The organism is Paenibacillus sp. SRL342 (assembly GCF_984798905.1).
Genome location: NZ_OZ481790.1, coordinates 4,792,854 through 4,809,610, shown reverse-complemented (window position 1 = coordinate 4,809,610; position 16,757 = coordinate 4,792,854). Strand labels below are relative to the sequence as shown.

12 protein-coding genes are annotated in these 16,757 nt (G+C 46.9%); 8 read left to right on the top strand and 4 right to left on the bottom strand.

Going from position 1 to position 16,757, the window contains the following annotated elements; genetic code table 11:
* Nucleotides 1-17 precede the first annotated feature (17 nt).
* From AC4E8D_RS21135 to ptsP, 3 genes are all read left to right on the top strand, one after another.
* A complete protein-coding gene (locus tag AC4E8D_RS21135; RefSeq protein WP_221825360.1) occupies nt 18-452 on the top strand; it encodes a CoA-binding protein in 435 nt (144 codons plus the stop codon).
* Between the two features lie 197 nt (nt 453-649).
* The gene (locus AC4E8D_RS21130) at nt 650-2,530 is read left to right on the top strand and encodes a glucose PTS transporter subunit IIA (RefSeq protein ID WP_221825358.1); all 1,881 of its coding nucleotides are present in this window, start codon (nt 650-652) and stop codon (nt 2,528-2,530) included.
* The gene (ptsP, locus tag AC4E8D_RS21125; protein ID WP_490205192.1) at nt 2,527-4,287 is read left to right on the top strand and encodes a phosphoenolpyruvate--protein phosphotransferase; all 1,761 of its coding nucleotides are present in this window, start codon (nt 2,527-2,529) and stop codon (nt 4,285-4,287) included. The genes AC4E8D_RS21130 and ptsP overlap by 4 nt, the downstream gene beginning before the upstream one ends.
* A 120-nt stretch (nt 4,288-4,407) precedes the next feature.
* Here the strand turns inward: ptsP and AC4E8D_RS21120 are convergent, their stop codons facing one another.
* Nucleotides 4,408-4,932 carry a type 1 glutamine amidotransferase domain-containing protein gene (locus AC4E8D_RS21120; RefSeq protein ID WP_036674874.1) on the bottom strand — a complete coding sequence of 175 codons (525 nt, stop codon included), beginning with the start codon at nt 4,930-4,932 and terminating at the stop codon, nt 4,408-4,410.
* A gap of 276 nt (nt 4,933-5,208) precedes the next feature.
* On the opposite strand from AC4E8D_RS21120, the gene AC4E8D_RS21115 reads away from it, so the two are divergent.
* The 4 genes from AC4E8D_RS21115 to AC4E8D_RS21100 all read left to right on the top strand — a co-directional run bounded on the left by AC4E8D_RS21115 (nt 5,209) and on the right by AC4E8D_RS21100 (nt 8,022).
* Nucleotides 5,209-5,622, top strand: a complete 414-nt coding sequence (locus AC4E8D_RS21115; RefSeq protein WP_490205191.1) for a hypothetical protein — start codon at nt 5,209-5,211, stop codon at nt 5,620-5,622.
* 122 nt (nt 5,623-5,744) lie between these two features.
* The gene (ytxJ, locus tag AC4E8D_RS21110; protein ID WP_215078203.1) at nt 5,745-6,092 is read left to right on the top strand and encodes a bacillithiol system redox-active protein YtxJ; all 348 of its coding nucleotides are present in this window, start codon (nt 5,745-5,747) and stop codon (nt 6,090-6,092) included.
* Between the two features lie 92 nt (nt 6,093-6,184).
* On the top strand, nt 6,185-7,198 hold the full coding sequence (ccpA, locus tag AC4E8D_RS21105) for a catabolite control protein A (RefSeq protein ID WP_169481547.1): 1,014 nt from the start codon (nt 6,185-6,187) through the stop codon (nt 7,196-7,198).
* Between the two features lie 128 nt (nt 7,199-7,326).
* Nucleotides 7,327-8,022, top strand: a complete 696-nt coding sequence (locus tag AC4E8D_RS21100; RefSeq protein WP_490205190.1) for a 5'-methylthioadenosine/adenosylhomocysteine nucleosidase — start codon at nt 7,327-7,329, stop codon at nt 8,020-8,022.
* A gap of 137 nt (nt 8,023-8,159) precedes the next feature.
* Here AC4E8D_RS21100 and AC4E8D_RS21095 read toward each other — a convergent pair whose 3' ends face one another.
* Complete coding sequence (locus AC4E8D_RS21095; RefSeq protein ID WP_237174438.1) at nt 8,160-8,792, bottom strand: GNAT family N-acetyltransferase; 633 nt, start codon at nt 8,790-8,792, stop codon at nt 8,160-8,162.
* A 494-nt stretch (nt 8,793-9,286) separates the two neighbouring features.
* Here AC4E8D_RS21095 and acsA point away from each other — a divergent pair, with 494 nt between their 5' ends.
* Nucleotides 9,287-11,011 carry an acetate--CoA ligase gene (acsA, locus tag AC4E8D_RS21090; protein WP_237174439.1) on the top strand — a complete coding sequence of 575 codons (1,725 nt, stop codon included), beginning with the start codon at nt 9,287-9,289 and terminating at the stop codon, nt 11,009-11,011.
* A gap of 240 nt (nt 11,012-11,251) precedes the next feature.
* Here acsA and AC4E8D_RS21085 read toward each other — a convergent pair whose 3' ends face one another.
* Both AC4E8D_RS21085 and AC4E8D_RS21080 read right to left on the bottom strand, forming a co-directional pair.
* A complete protein-coding gene (locus AC4E8D_RS21085) occupies nt 11,252-14,347 on the bottom strand; it encodes a transglycosylase domain-containing protein (RefSeq protein ID WP_237174440.1) in 3,096 nt (1,031 codons plus the stop codon).
* A gap of 229 nt (nt 14,348-14,576) precedes the next feature.
* Nucleotides 14,577-16,682, bottom strand: coding sequence for a methyl-accepting chemotaxis protein (locus tag AC4E8D_RS21080; protein WP_490205189.1), 2,106 nt, complete (start codon nt 16,680-16,682; stop codon nt 14,577-14,579).
* Nucleotides 16,683-16,757 lie beyond the last annotated feature (75 nt).

Genomic DNA, 16,757 nt, shown 5'->3' with positions numbered 1-16,757 from the left:
AAGGATGGTGCTTGAACATGGAATTTAACAACCCTACTCGTGAAGAAATTGGGCAACTTTTGCGCAAGGCAGGCAACATCGCAGTCGTCGGCTTATCAGACAAATCAGATCGCACTTCCTATATGGTGGCAGAAGCCATGCAGAGCAGAGGTTATCGCATTATCCCGGTTAATCCACAGGCGCAAGGTGAAATCCTAGGCGAGACGGTATATGCCACACTCGCGGATATTCCAGAGCCGGTAGACATTGTCAATGTGTTTCGTCGCGAAGAGTTTTGCGCGGAAGTCGCTCGTGACGCCGCTGCCATCAAAGCTAATGTGCTGTGGCTGCAGCTTGGCATCCATAGTGATGAAGCGGTCCAGATTGCTGCAGAGAACGGCATGACAGCGGTAACGAATCGTTGTATCAAGGTAGAAGATTCCATCGTTCTGCGCGGCGCTGGACGCGGCTGAGAGGCTCGTTCACCTAAGATCGGTTGATCTCCTGATCTGACCCAATTGAATGAACATAGGATGAATCCCGTTAACTTGAAGTTGACGGGATTTTTTCTGTTCTATTTTTGCCATTATTAATTACCAATTGGTTACTGTTTTGCTTTGACAAAACGTTGCGTAAAGCTTACCATCTAGGATAGAAAGGAGAGGTCGCCATGAATTGGCTCGGATCCTTGCAGCAGCTCGGACGAGCGGTAATGCTGCCTACAATGGTCCTGCCCGCCGCCGCAATTTTGCTCAGTGTTGGCAGTCTGCCTTGGGACGCCTGGGGATTGGATATTGTCGGTGAAGTGTCTACCGTGGCCGGACACGGTATTTTTTATTTCTTACCGTATTTGTTCGCTGTCGGTGTAGCACTGGGACTCTCCAACCAGGCCGGACAAGCGGGACTTGCTGCTCTGGCTGGTATCGTGATATATGATCAGGTGACTCGGAACTTCGGGGATGGCACCGTTCAGCCCGCTTCCTTAATCGGAATCATACTCGGCGCGCTTGCCGGTGGGATGCATAATCGGTTTAAAAGCATTAAACTGCCTGAAATTTTACAGTTTTTTGGAGGTTCAAGGTTTGTTTTGCTCATCGTCGGACTTTGTTCGGCATTGTTTTCCTGTTTTATGTTATGGCTCGCTCCGATCCTACAGCATGGATTGAACGGCATTGCCACTTGGGAATACAGTCTCGGGGGTTTTGGACTGTTCATTTACGGGGTGTTATACAGGGTGCTGGTCGCTTTTGGGCTTCATCACCTGCTTAACAATGTGTTTTGGTTCCAGTTAGGGACGTTTGAAACGCCTGATGGTAACATTGTGCAAGGGGATTTGCCCCGATTTTTTGCAGGTGACCCAACAGCAGGATTCTTTATGGCAGGTTTGTTTCCCATCATGATGTTTGCCATTCCGGCGATAGCCTTTGCTATTATTCAGGAAGCCAGGGAAGATCTGAAACCGAAAATCAAGAAAACTTTTCTGACATCGGCACTCGTTTGTTTTCTAACCGGGGTATCGGAACAGATTGAGTTTGCTTTTTTGTTCGCGGCTCCTTATCTGTTCATCGTGCATGCAGTGATGTCCGGCGTTGCCATGTGGATTAGTTACTGGCTGGATATCCGGCATGGATTCTCTTACTCCGCAGGTATTATTGATTACATACTCAATTTCCATCTATCGGAGAATGCGTGGAAGCTCATTCCGATTGGCATACTATATGGGCTGCTTTACTACTTCCTGTTCCGATGGGCGATTCGTACGTTCAAGATTCCAACACCAGGACGTGAAGAGGGCTCCATGCTGGAAGATTGGGTAGGTAACATTCCTTATCAGGCACCTTTAATCCTCGAAGCATTGGGTGGGAAGAGTAACATTGTACAGGTTGAAGCATGTATTACACGTCTTCGCCTTACTGTGCATGATGACCGGCTGATCGACACGGGTGCCATGAAGAGTATGGGGTCCGCAGGACTGATCAAGCTGGGTGGCGGTAACGTACAGGTGGTATTCGGGACCTACTCGGAATTGATTCGGGAAGAAATCGCGAAGTTGCTGGAAAGAGATCTGCAACAGGTTCTGTTCTGTGCCCCCGTTCAGGGCAAAATGCTCCCGATTGAAGAGGTACCGGATCAGATCTTTGCAGCCAAGCTTGTCGGTGATGGTGTAGCCTTTGTTCCGGAAAAGGGAGAGCTGGTCTCACCCGTGTACGGAACGATTATGCACTTGTACCCGACCATGCATGCCTTGGGTATTTCTACCCGTGAGGGGCTTGAGGTATTACTGCATATCGGCATCGATACCTCTCAGTTGAAAGGCCATTTTGAAGCTTTTGTTCAGGAGGGCGATACGGTGGAGCCAGGGCAGTTGTTGATCAAGTTTGATCTGGCAGTACTCCGCGAGCAAGCGGCATCACTAACAACACCCATGGTAATTACGAATCCGGATCGTGTAAAATCATGGAGTTTTGCTCCATTTAAGCAAGTTAAGAAAGGTCAGGCATCCGTTATGTCCGTGGTGCTCTATGACAGGAACGTTGGAGGGGTAGAATGAAGATACAAGGCATCAACGGAGCTGCAGGCATAGCCATCGGCAAAGCATTTGTCCTGCCCAGTTGGGAATGGGATCTGCCGGATCAGAAGATGGATTCGGTGGATCTTGCCCAAGAGTTCGAACGGCTGTATGAGGGCATACGGACATCTAAGGATGAGATCGAATATATCAAAAATGAGTTCAAGGAAGTTGTTGGTCCAGAGGAGTCCAGTATCTTTGATGCACATCTGGCCATCCTGGAAGATCCGGTATTCATGAACGAAATTCGCGGCATTATCGAGCGTCAATATAAGGCAGCAGAAGTGGCGGTCAAAGAAGCCATTGACCACTTTGTTACGATGTTTGACTTGCTGGAAGACGAGTATATGAAGGAGCGGGCCATTGACATCAAGGATGTGGGTAACCGTCTGCTCAAGCATTTGCTTGGTGCACCGGAGATTACACTTCCTTCGGATACCCAGCCATATGTGCTCGTTGCCAAAGAATTATCGCCATCTCAACTGGCACATCTGAATCCGACCCATGTGCTAGGTATTGTAACCTTGATTGGCGGGAAAACATCACATTCTGCGATTATGGCTCGTGCCCTTGGCATTCCTCTCGTTTCCGGTCTGGAAGCGAGTCTTGGCATGCCGGTAGAGACAGGGGATATGCTTGTGGTGGATGGTGACAATGGCTTGGTATTTACAGACCCGGATCGTAAGACGATTGAACGGTATACCATGCTTCGCAGCAAACAACTGAAGAAAAAGGAACAACTTCAAGTCCTTGCTACCGTGGATGCTGTAACCAAAGATGGGGCCGTTCTGCACTTGGCTTCCAATATCAGTTCGGTGAAGGAATTAGACCTTGCTTTGAAACAAGGAGCCAAAGGTGTGGGCTTGTTCCGAACAGAATTCTTGTACATGGACCGTGCGACTTTCCCGGGTGAGCAAGAACAGTATGAGGTGTACCGTCTTGTGGCAGAGAAAACAGCAGGACAATCCGTTGTTATTCGTACACTGGATATCGGTGGTGACAAGCAACTCGATTACTTTGAACTGCCGGAGGAAGACAATCCGTTTCTGGGTTACCGAGCTATTCGGATTAGTCTCGATCGCAAGGATCTGTTCAAAACACAGCTTACAGCCATTCTCCGTGCCAGCGCTGCCGGAAATGTCAAAATCATGTACCCGATGATCTCTTCGGTGGAAGAACTTCAGCAGGCCAATGAGATTCTCCGTGAGGCGATGTCCGATCTGGACGAGCGCGGATTAGCATACGACCCTCACATTCAGGTGGGAATTATGATTGAAGTTCCTGCAGCGGTGATGATTGCTGATCTGCTCGCAGAGGAAGCTGATTTCTTCAGTATTGGTACGAACGACCTGGTTCAATATGTACTGGCAGTAGATCGAATGAATGAGCAGATTGCTCATATGTATCACCCCTATCATCCGGCTGTTCTGCGGATGCTTCGTGCGACAGCAGATGCGGCTCATACGGCTGGAATTGATGTCAGTGTGTGCGGAGAGATGGCAGGGGACGAACGTGCCATTCCGCTTTGGTTGGAGCTTGGCATTCGTCACTTGAGTATGTCTCCGCAATCCCTGTTACGTGTGAAGCACAGAGTGCTGAACACAACAGCATCGGCCGCCAAAGAAGAAGCGCGAAAGTGCTTCGCCTTACGGACCAGCGGAGCTATTGAGGAGCGACTGCAAGTCTTTAATGACTCCACGGGAAGTCCGGATGAACAAAGTGGATCGAACGCATCATAATTGGGGAAAATGGATATAAATACCTTTAAGTTAATATATTTACATTTGTGATAATTATGTATTGGACACCTTGTTATATAAAATAACCCCACTGTGCATGAGAGCACAATGGGGTTGTTTTTATTTGTCAGCGAGTGCATCACAGAATGCCTTGCCATAAGGGGGAAGGTCAGGCGGACGACGTGCTGAGATGATATGTCCATCAACAACAACGGCTTCATCTTTCCAGATCGCACCTGCATTTTCCATGTCATCGCGAATGCCTGGTGTAGAGGTTACTGTAACCCCGTCCAGAATTTTGGCAGAAATCAGCACCCAGCCCGCATGACAGATCTGTCCAATCGGTTTCCGGTCTGCATTCATTTCCTTCACAAGCTCCAGTACTTTCGGATAACGACGCAGCTTGTCTGGCGCCCAGCCGCCTGGCACGAGAATGCCATCGTAATCTGAACTGTCGAGTTCATCGAAACTGTATTCGGCTTCAGCAGGCACACCATATTTACCAATATAGGTTTTTCCTTTTTTCTCTCCAGCAAGATGTACTTCTGCACCTTCTTCACGAACCCGATGTACAGGGTACCACAATTCCAAATCCTCGAATTCTTCATCGACCAGAGCGATGACTTTTTTGCCGGTTAATCTCATGTCCATCTCTCCTTTTTGCGGTGATTAGGTCTGTTGCGTCTTTAATTGTAACAGATTCTCCAAGGGACTTCATGGAAGTGCTTATTCAGTTTGGAGGAAGCGATTACAAGTCAGTAACTGCCTGCATTCGACAACCTTCATCTGGTGGGAGTGGTAATTTGTGCAACCTTTTGTTTATAGCAGGATTTGAGCCGAAATAGGTCGAATGGTACTTATATAGAGTATAGAACGAATGAGGTGATGGTGGTGCGCAAGTCGTGCAGATGTGGACATGTAATGGAGTTGGAATTAAGAACAGTGGTATACGCCAAAAAAGTGGAGATTCGAAACGTACCCGTATTTGCGTGTACATACTGTGTATCATACGAAGTGCTTCCGCCGGTCAAGCCGGACTTAACAGCATGCATAAGCACATTGGGTGAACAGCCCGTGAAGCAAGACGTATCTTTTGGTGAACGTAATGAACTGGCAGACCTGTTTCATGAGCTACTGCTGGCCTGGCCGGATGCGACCGATCGGGAGATGGAATATCGAATGCAACAAGCAGTGGAGGAGCGTATCAATCTGCTGCTGGACATTATGGGTTACGCAACGAAGTCTGGTGATGCAGCGTGGATTGAGACAACGGAGCGCAGATTAAGTCAATTATCCGGATTTGTGTGGCAGGAGTACTTCTCAAATGCTGTCTAATTTTGACGTGTAAAATGCTTGTTTTCATGAAAATTGGCTTTTTCGCGCACTTTTTGTTAAGATATCGAAGAGTGAAAACGCTCAACATAGCGGTATTCCTGGTAAAGGGGGATGTATATCTAATGGCTGACATGACTAAAATGACAAGTATTGAACAGCTAAACTCCGCAGTGGAGGCTACCAAGGATCAACCCTTGCTTCTGTTTAAGCATAGCACGCGCTGTCCGATCAGCTCGAATGCTTATCAGGAGATGAACGATTATTTGCTTAACAATGCTAATGAACAAGTGAAATATGGCATCATCTATGTTGTGGAAGATCGCCCGGTATCAAATGAAGCAGCAGACAAGCTGGGTGTTAAGCACGAATCTCCACAGGCAATCCTGATCAAAAAGGGAATTCCTGTATGGCATACTTCCCATTCAGATATTACTAGAACCACACTTGCGAATGTTTTGAGTGAGTCCTAAAGCCTATTTTAATTGATTAATGCAAAAATTTGTCGTAATATAAATCTTAATGAAAATGGTATGAAAATTTACTGGTAATGGAGAGAAGTACTGTGACGGTAACCATTTATGATGTGGCACGTGAAGCTGGAGTGTCTATGGCAACGGTATCACGGGTAGTTAATAATAACCCTAATGTCAAACCGCAAACGCGGAAAAAAGTATATGAAGCCATCGAACGGTTGGGATATCGTCCGAATGCGGTAGCCAGAGGTCTGGCAAGCAAGAAGACAACCACGGTCGGGGTTGTTATTCCAGATATTTCGAACTCCACCTTCGCGGAGATTGCCCGCGGAATTGAAGATATTGCGAATATGTATCACTACAATATTATTTTGTGTAACGCAGATAAGAAGAAAGAAAAAGAAATTCGTGTTATTAACACGTTGCTCGAAAAACAAGTAGACGGACTGCTCTTCATGGGCGGAACAGTAACGGATGAACACATTCAGGCGTTCCAGTCTGCGGCTGTGCCGATCGTACTTTGTGCAACGAGTGATGAGAAGGGCTCATTCCCTTCAGTGGATATTGATCATGAGGCTGCTGCGTTTGACGCGGTAAACACCCTGATTCGTCATGGACACAAGGAAATTGCGATGATCAGTGGTACGCTGCAAGATCCAGCGAATGGATATGCACGTTTCCAAGGTTACAAGAAAGCACTGGAAGCAGCAGGCATGGAATACCAGGAGGATCTGGTACGTATCGGTAACTATCGTTATGAATCCGGTGTGGAAGCAATGAAATATTTCCTCGGACTGAAGAAGAAGCCGTCGGCGATTTTTGCTGCAACAGATGAAATGGCGATTGGTGCCATTCACAGCATTCAGGATGAAGGCCTGAAAGTACCGGATGATTTCTCCATTATTAGTGTGGATAACATCCGTATGGCTTCCATGGTGCGTCCTCAGTTGACAACAGTGGCTCAGCCAATGTACGATCTTGGCGCAGTAGCGATGCGTTTGCTGACCAAGTTGATGAAAAAAGAAAATGTGGAGAACCCACGGGTTATTTTGCCGCATGAAACAATTCTTCGTCTGTCTGTAAGTCACGCAGATGTAGTTTAATCGGGATTATATACAGATATATTAAGGGAGAAGTCATTATTCTCTCTACATAGTGGACATGCGAAAGCTCCGGAGACGGAGCTTTTGTGCTGAATGAGGCTAAAAGTGAAAATAGGAGGTATCAGAAGATGCGTGAAACGATTGGTATCATCGGAGCGATGGATGAGGAAGTTGAGCTTTTGCTGGCAGGTATGAAGCAGCTTGAGACGGTCAAACAAACCGGTATAACATACGTTGCCGGGGAGTGGCTGGGCAAGCAAATTGTCGTGTGCAAATCCGGCGTAGGTAAAGTAAATGCAGCGGTTACAACGCAGATCTTGATTGATCGTTTTCAGGTTAATCGGATTATCTTCACAGGTGTTGCGGGTGCAGTTAACCCCGAACTGAACATCGGAGATATGGTTATATCGTCTGTATGTGTTCAGCACGACATGGATGTAACGCCACTGGGGTTCGCACGCGGGGTTATTCCTTACCAGGAGACATCTGCATTCCCTGCCGAGGCTTCGCTTATTACATTGGCTGAAGAAGCATGTAAAGCTCAGGGAGCCAATTACCTGATCGGTAAAGTGTTATCTGGAGACCAATTTATTGCGAATAAAGATACGGTTAACATGTTATATACCGAAATGGACGGTGCATGTGCCGAGATGGAAGGGGCAGCCGTTGCTCAGGTCTGTTACATGAATCGTGTACCATTTGTTGTCCTGCGTGGGATGTCAGATAAAGCGGATGGTTCAGCGCATGTTAACTTTGCTGAATTTACCGTGGAATCTTCGAAGCGTTCACACCGTATTGTGGAGCACATGTTAGAAAATATGTAATGGCATAAATTACGATTGTAATGCCAACCCAAAATCAATGAAAAACCGCTCTTCGATTAGCTGTTCCATGAAGTATGGAGCAACGCTGCGAGAGGCGGTTTTTGTTATGTATATCGTTTGTCGAACAGATCATTGACTTAGTACATGAACCGATGGCGAAAGCGTACACGATCAAACTGTTCTTCTGATGTGATGGGCACCTGACTTCCGATTCGCACCATCAAACAGTTCGCAGGATGTGAACAGATTTCGGGGTCGTCTGTTGCATACCAGGTCATATCGATCGTTTCCATCAGCTTCTCCATCATTTTGCGATAATCCCATACGTTTAGTCCGCTGCCCTTCAGATCCCAATGCCAATAATATTCTGTGGTGAAAATAATGTAATTCTCCATGTATTTATCTTCCAAAGCGGTAAGCAACATCTCACGTCCAATGCCAAGCGAGCGATAGTCGTCCGCAACCTCGATTGCCCCAAGCTCAATCAGATCAGTCATATTACCCTCAGACCAGCGTTCACAATCATCCGCATAGTGAAAGGTTACATAGCCGATAATCGTTTCATTTTCGTGTGCAATGATAATTCGCCCTTCAGGCAACGCTGCGATCTCGGCCAGAGCTTCCTGCTGCTCCGTTGGGCGCCGAAAGGCATCCAGATCCGGATGAAAGCCAAGACGGGTTACCTCCTCGGCCTGCACAGGGCCTTCAACAGTAATTCGGTGGCCGGACTTGAAGATGGAACGCATATGATATTTTTTGATATGTTCCATGGTTCATGCTCCTCTCTCTCCTACTTATAGAGGTTGTTCCAAAAGGAACGCTTTTGATTACGAAGGATGCCTAGTGGCATCATCAGCATCGAATATGGCATTCACCCGAAATAAGCGGGAGGCTTACGAAGTATGTTTCCAAAGGAAACATTTTAGTTGCTCACGTAGTTTCCCCTACGCTCCGCTACTCCATTTCTAGCTTCATCCCATCTTCTTGGTACTGAAAACCGTTCTTCTTGAACACATATTTATAGCAAAAATCCAAAAAATTGAAAAGCCATAGACGACAATTGATAAGATTTGCTATAATTGCGTAGACAAAAAATGTTCACAATTCAATACAGTATAGTTAACATCTGTTTGGCCGAGCAAGTACATGATGAGAAGTTCTCTCTACTAATGTAAGCGCTAACTGGAAGTTCAGTCAACACAAAGGCAATGAGGATTGACCCCTAACGGGAATCGAAATGTCGAGTTGAAGGAGGCTGGCAAGCATGAGTCAAGCACATGGTGAGATGCTGCAAACGGTTGTGTCTGAATCTAATCTGGGCGATTACACGGAGGCGAGAAGCCGGTTCGATTGGGAATCGGTGGAAAGGCACTTTACGTGGCACGCCAGCGGAAAAGTAAACATGGCGCATGAAGCGATTGATCGTCATGTACTGGAAGGAAGGGGCGGGAAAACCGCTTTATTGTATAGCGATGCTTCACGTGAAGAGGCCTATACTTTTGCTGATCTGAGCGAACAGTCGAGTCGGTTCGGGAACGTTCTCCGCAAATATGGCATAGCCAAAGGGGAACGGGTGTTTATTTTTATGCCTCGAAGTCCTGAGCTGTATTTTAGTCTTCTGGGCATATTGAAAGCTGGAGCCATCGCGGGTCCGTTGTTCGAAGCTTTTATGGAAACGGCAGTGAAGGATCGGCTGGAGGATAGCGGAGCAGTAGCACTCGTCACCACTCCGGAATTGCTAAAACGCATCAAACGTTCCGAATTGCCCGAACTCAAACATATATTTATTGTGGGTGGGGGCGTGCAGACTGAAGAAGGACTCATCGATTTTGATGCAGAGATGTCTGCCGCTTCGGATGAGATGGAAGTAGAGTGGCTGAATCGTGAGGATGGTTTGCTTATTCATTATACCTCAGGCTCTACGGGTAAACCCAAAGGGGTGTACCATGTTCAAAATGCCATGATTCAGCACTATTATACAGGTAAGGTTGTTCTGGATTTACGTGAGGATGATGTGTACTGGTGTACTGCTGACCCTGGTTGGGTGACAGGCACCTCTTACGGTATCTTTGCTCCATGGCTCAACGGAGTAGCCAATGTGATACGAGGCGGTCGTTTCAGTCCTCAAGATTGGTACAGCACCATCCAGAAGAACAAGGTCACGATCTGGTACAGTGCACCAACGGCCTTCCGTATGCTGATGGGAGCGGGAGAAGAGACCATCGCACAGTTTGATCTGAGCAGTCTGCGTCATGTCATGTCTGTCGGTGAACCGCTCAATCCCGAGGTTGTTCGTTGGGGATGGAAAGCCTATGGTCAGCGAATTCATGATACATGGTGGATGACGGAAACAGGTGCACAGCTGATCTGTAACTATCCCGGAATGCCAATCAAGCCTGGCTCCATGGGACGTCCGTTGCCTGGAATCGAAGCAGCCATTATTGATGATCGCGGGCAGGAATTGCCGCCGTACAGTATGGGTAATCTGGCCATACGGACACCTTGGCCATCCATGATGGCGAAGATCTGGAATAACCCTGCGAAATACGAGGAGTATTTCAGGCTTACGGGTTGGTATGTATCCGGTGACTCCGCTTATATGGATGAAGAAGGGTATTTCTGGTTCCAGGGACGGATTGATGATGTGATTAATTCGTCAGGGGAGCGTATCGGCCCCTTTGAAGTGGAGAGCAAGCTCGTGGAGCATCCTGCGGTAGCAGAGGCGGGCGTAATCGGTAAGCCGGATGTGACACGTGGGGAGATCATCAAGGCCTTTGTAGCGCTTCGTGAAGGATATGAGGCGACACCGGAGCTGAAAGAAGAGATCTATCGTTTTGTCAAAGAGGGCCTGTCTGCCCACGCTGCTCCGCGTGAGATTGAGTTTAAGGATAAACTGCCCAAGACACGTTCCGGCAAGATCATGCGCCGTGTCCTGAAAGCCTGGGAGCTTGATCTGCCAACAGGAGATCTATCCACCATTGAAGACTAACGCGACAGTGCTAGGATCATCAATGTGGCGCTATCGATACCGATACATTGAGTAGTGGGGAAGAAGTTAATATTCTGCGGTTCCAAATACAGTGACTCTACCCATTAAAATGGATTATAAAAGCCTGTTTTATGCCAATGGCATGAAGCAGGCTTTTTGGCTTACTGTAAATACAAATAAAAAGCCGCACACTCAGATACAGTCTGAGGATGCGGCTTGTTTTGGAACGTTATGCCTGAATCAGGGTTGAAAATGTATGGCTGCAGAAGGTTCGGATTCACCCGCACTGTTGCTGGCAGATACCTTGAACCATCCACTGGTCGACGCGGGTACTCCATAATCCATGGTATTTCCCGATGTTGTTCCAATTTTGGTGTAAGGAGCTGAGCCTGTTTCACTGTAATATACAGCATAACTATCTGCGTTTGGACTGGACGCCCATTGAATACGCAGTCCTTGAGAGAGGGCAGATACGCTGACTTGACCAGGTGTGCCTGGGGCTGTCGTTGTTGTATTATCGGTCTGCGTTTCTCCTGGTGTAATGACTGTACCTGGAACTTCAATTGGCTCATTAATCTCTTCTTCCACAGGAGGAGCTACACCAGCACTATTTACTGTAGCGCTAGGAGCAGACTCTCTACCGGCAACATCCACTGCCGTTACATAGAAGGCGAAGTTACCGCCTTGCGCAGCATATGCAGAGAATGATCTGGATTCACCGGCCAAGACAACCTGACCCTGGTTCTGGAACCCTCCACCGTTTACCGAACGGTACAGACGATAACCCACGACATCATTTTCAGGTGTGGCATTAAATGTAATGACTGCTCTGTCACCCGAGGTTGAGATCCGTACGTTGCCTGGTGCATCAGGAGCTTTGCCGTTATCTGTTCTTGGATCAATCTGTGTTGGCATGTCTGCATCCGCATCTTCAGGAAGATAATAAGCGAGTGATTCATGTCGACTCATACGTGAGAATGCATTTTGCAATTCTTTGATGAGATCCGAGATTGGTTTTTTACGCTTGATTACTGTTTTTTCCTTCAACATGTCCGAAGGTGTTCCGTCACGCGGAATATAATTTACGCCATTGTAAGTGATGTACCTGGCTTTGGCTACACCGTCATCGCTGTCCTTCGGAACAAACTTGCTGTTGAAAATATCCGTAACAAATTTGTCAGTCATGGATGTTGGCAACTTGCCACTGTATGCAGACACCGTGCGCGTTTCGATGCCAGATGGTTTTTTGAACGAATCCGTGACGAACAGATCTTTTTGCGTATCGATCACTTCGTTCAGGATTTTCGACCACAGTTGCTGCGCACGTTTTCTCTGTGATTTACTTTCCAGCGTATTCACCGGCTGTTTGTATCCAACCCATACGCCAAGTGTGACATCTGGTGTATAACCTTCAAACCAGACATCTGCGTAGTTTTGAGTGGAACCCGTTTTACCTACGATTGGCACACTCTTGGAATATTTATAATTTTCACGTACTTTATCTGCCGTTCCTTCTGTAATAACGGTCCGCAGCATATCGGTCATCAGGTATGCTGTCTGCTCCGAGAAGGCTTGGACAGGTTCAGTATCATGCTTATAAACGATGTTGCCTTTGGAATCTACAATTTTGCTAATCATGTAAGAATCGTTATATACACCCTTATTGGCGATAGCACCATAGGCACTGGTTAATTCTTCAACGGTTACACCGTATTGGAGACCTCCGAGAACACCTGTCTGAGCCTGATAGTCTTCCTTCTGGATGGTGGTAATCCCCAGTTTCTTGGCGAAGGTCCAAGCTTTCTCGATCCCTACTTCTTCATTAAACAACTTCAGAGCCGGTATATTAAGAGAATAATTCAGTGCTCTGCGGGCAGTGACCAGTCCCTGATACCGATTGTTGGCATTCTTGGCGATGTGGTAGCCGCTCGGACCATTTTTGAGAATGATCGGTGAGTCATCAATAATAGAAGCAGGTTGGACAAGACCCTCATCCAGAGCTGGCAGATAAGCTGCAATAGGTTTCATCGTTGAACCTGGCTGACGTATCATCTGCGTTGCGTAGTTCATCTGTTCGTCCTGGAAATCCCGGCCCTCAATCATTCCAAGAATAGCACCGGTTTTGTGATTAATCAGCATGGCAGCAGTTTGTTCTTTTCCTTTGACAGGATCATCTGCTGAGAAATTGCTGTCATCTTCCGCAATGGTACGCATCGTTTTGTAGATACTTTTGTTGATGGTCGTGTATATCCGATATCCACCTGTCCGCAGTTGCGTCTGAGCTTCCTCTAATAATGCACTGCTTTCCTTCTGAGGTGTGTCTGCATCCGTAGCTTTGTCCGTAGATTCAGCTGTGTCGGAATTCAACTGTTTCATCAAAATCTGTGCAGCTTGTCGTTCCGTTTCCATCATAAGATATGGATAAGTGTTGTAAGCCTTGATGGTCTTCGGAGCGAGTGCGCTTTTGATATCAAAAGCAAGAGCTTTGTCATACTCGGTCTGATTGATTTTGCCCAGTTCAAGCATACGGCGCAGTACCAGATGCTGACGGTTGATTGCGCGGTCAAAATTCTCCTCTACAAAATCACCTTTACCGTTAAAAGCGGAGTAAGAGGAGGGGAGTTGTGGCAATCCAGCAAGATAAGCAGCTTGAGCGATGTTGATTTTTTCTAGATCATTAATATTGAACAATCCTTTGGCGGCCGCTTTAATTCCGTAAACGTTGTATCCGCTGGAACCATTACCAAAAGGAACTTTGTTCAGATAGGCTGTCATGATCTCGTCTTTGGTCAGGAAACGTTCGAGTCGGAGTGAGAGCAAAATTTCTTTCACTTTCCGATCTTCCGTGCGATCCAGATTCAAAAACACACGACGCGCCAATTGCTGAGTCAGTGTACTACCGCCGGTTTGTACTGATTCTTTCAGCACTTTCTGTTTCACGGCACGTAGTGTTCCGCTCATGTCTACACCTTTATGTTCGTAAAAATGATTGTCTTCAATCGAAATGACAGCATCAATAACCTTCTGTGGGATCTGGTCCGTAGTGACCGGACGCCTGTCTTCTTCCGTACGTAATTGACCGATCGGACTGCCGTCGGCAAAGTAAGCAAAGCCTGTGATGGAGTTTTCGCTGACTTTTTGTTCAATCAGGGCCCTTGAACGGACAGGCTCGTCTTTCACAATGGAACTGACGTATCCCATCAAAGCACCGCCTACAAATAGTGCCCCCATAAATCCTAGGACAACCATCCATTTGACGAAACTTCCCAGTCTGCGGGCAAAACTGCGTTTGCGTACAGGCTGTTCATCGGGCTTTTTCTTATTAACATCAACCATTCAGTGTCTTCCTCCTTTTAACAGCACTTATTATAGCATAAAAAGGCGGGTTTGCATGCCTGAGAAATACAAGTAATGGTCGAAATTTGCCATTCTGCCATGCATTATGCTATATATCATGCGATATTGAAGCACATTTCATGAGTTGTAAGCCAAAATAAGCAGGCCACCTCCATGCTGAGGTGCATAGGGTGACCTGAATGATTTGTCGTATTGGAGGTCTTCTACATTAGGTTTTGAAGCGTTGAATCAGCTCTAATAGTTCCTGGGTAAGATTAGCCAGTGAGGCAGATGCCGCCGTAATCTCTTCCATGGATGCGAGTTGTTCTTCAGAGGCAGAGGCAACACGAGTTGCGTGATCTGCCGTCTCATGACCAATGGTTTTGAGTTGCACTAACGTGGCATCCACCTGCTGTGATCCAGCTGACATCTGCTGCGCAATGGCTGATACATGCTCAATCTGCTCATTAACATCTGTGATCTGTGATGAAATGGAGAGGAATAGTTCACCACTTTCATTAATCACTTCCGCTATATGGCTAACCTCGGCATTCCCCTGTTCCATATTTTCAACGAGAGAAAGGACCTCTTGTTGAACACTATGAATTAACGCTGCAATCTGCGCTGCCGATATTCTGGATTGTTCAGCCAGATTACGAATCTCGGAAGCAACAACACCAAAGCCGCGCCCATGTTCACCTGCTCGTGATGCTTCAATGGAAGCGTTAAGGGCAAGAAGATTGGTTTGTCGGCTAACTTCTGTGATCATGCCTGTAATATGGCCAATCTCTTCCGAACGTTGACGGAAATTCTCCAGTGCGGTCATGGACGTCTGCACAGAAGAGGTGGCACTATCGACCATACGCATGGCGGACTGAATCTTATCGGTTCCGACAGTTGTTCGCTCAGCCACAGCACGCGATGAATCCGATACATCGGAGGCGGCCTTTGCAATTCTTCCGATCCCTGCAGATATTTCATTCATGGAACGGGAGGACTCTTGCAGCTCCTGCACCTGTTTACCTGCTTTATCTGCAACTTCGACTCCTGTTAATGCAATCAGTTCGGCTGCTTTACCTGTTTCTTCGGCACCTGCGGTCAATTGTTGAGAAGTGGAGCCTACAGATAGAGCATGTTCGGATATAACCGATATGGTATGACGTAGGGTATCCATCATCTGATTCATATGACCCGCCATGATGCCAAATTCATCTTTGGATCGTACAGGTAACTTTTGTGTCAAATCTCCGCCAGCCAGCTGTCCAGCGACGATATTAACTTGATTCAACTGTCTAACAATGGAGATGATGGTGTAGGTAACCACACCTGCAAGCAGAAGTACTGCCAGTGCGGCAATCAGTATGGACCAGTTCAAGCTGTCATAGAAGGGTTGAAGGATTCGGCTCTTGGGCAGCGCCGATACAAGGTACCAGTTTGAATCCGTTCCTTGTAACCTGGCGGGCTCTGCAATAAATAGTTCTTCCCCTACTTCAGGGTCAGTGGCGTAAAACTGAGACTCGCCAGATTGTATACGCTGAATAATTGTCTTCATTTCAGATGGAATTACGGCTCCTTCATTAGCCAGTTCCGGTTTGGAGCCGTGTGCAGCAATCTGTCCTCCACTAGTAATCAGCATGGCATAACCCTGATCCGGATTAAGTGATGCTATATTTTGCTGAAAACGATCAATGGTAAAGTCGGCCCCAACAATGCCCAGAAAAGTTTTGTTTTCATCTAATAGAGGGAGGACAATCGAAACGAGTAGTGTTTCTTTTCCGCCAACTGTATAGGTAACTGGCTCGGACCAATAGATGGATTTGGTTTTCTTCGGCTGTTGATAGTATGTACTGGTTTCACTGTTTCCCTCATAGGTAGTCAGAGGCTCAAAATGCAGGGAGTTACCGTCCCGTATGGCGTAGGGGATGAAGCGGCCTGTAGCATCATCATAGTCATTTTTATTCACGTGATCCGCATCGTTTCCATCAAAGGCATTTGGTTCCCAGCCCGTATAAAAGCCAAAAACTTTCTCGTCCTTTTTCAGATACTGTTCAAGGAGTCTAACGACTTCTTCGCGGTTGAGAGACCCGTTCTGAGCGGCATCCAATAACGTGGTGCTCATGGTGTCCAATGTGTTTTTGACCTGATTAATGTCTGTCATAAACTCATTCGTAGCCCGGTTTGCTGCTTGTCCAGCAACAGTTTCGCCGTACTGGAGGCTTTTGTCGTAAATGGATTTGGTATTAAATGCAATCAGGGCTCCAATACAACAGAGTAATACGATCCCGAGTAAAAGTCCAAGCTTAACAGCGAGCTTGCGATTGCGAAAAAAATGCATGTTTTAATCCCCCTCGATGTCATTCTTGTGATGTATATATGGATGTGTGCTTCTCCTGAAGGGAGTCTATATTTT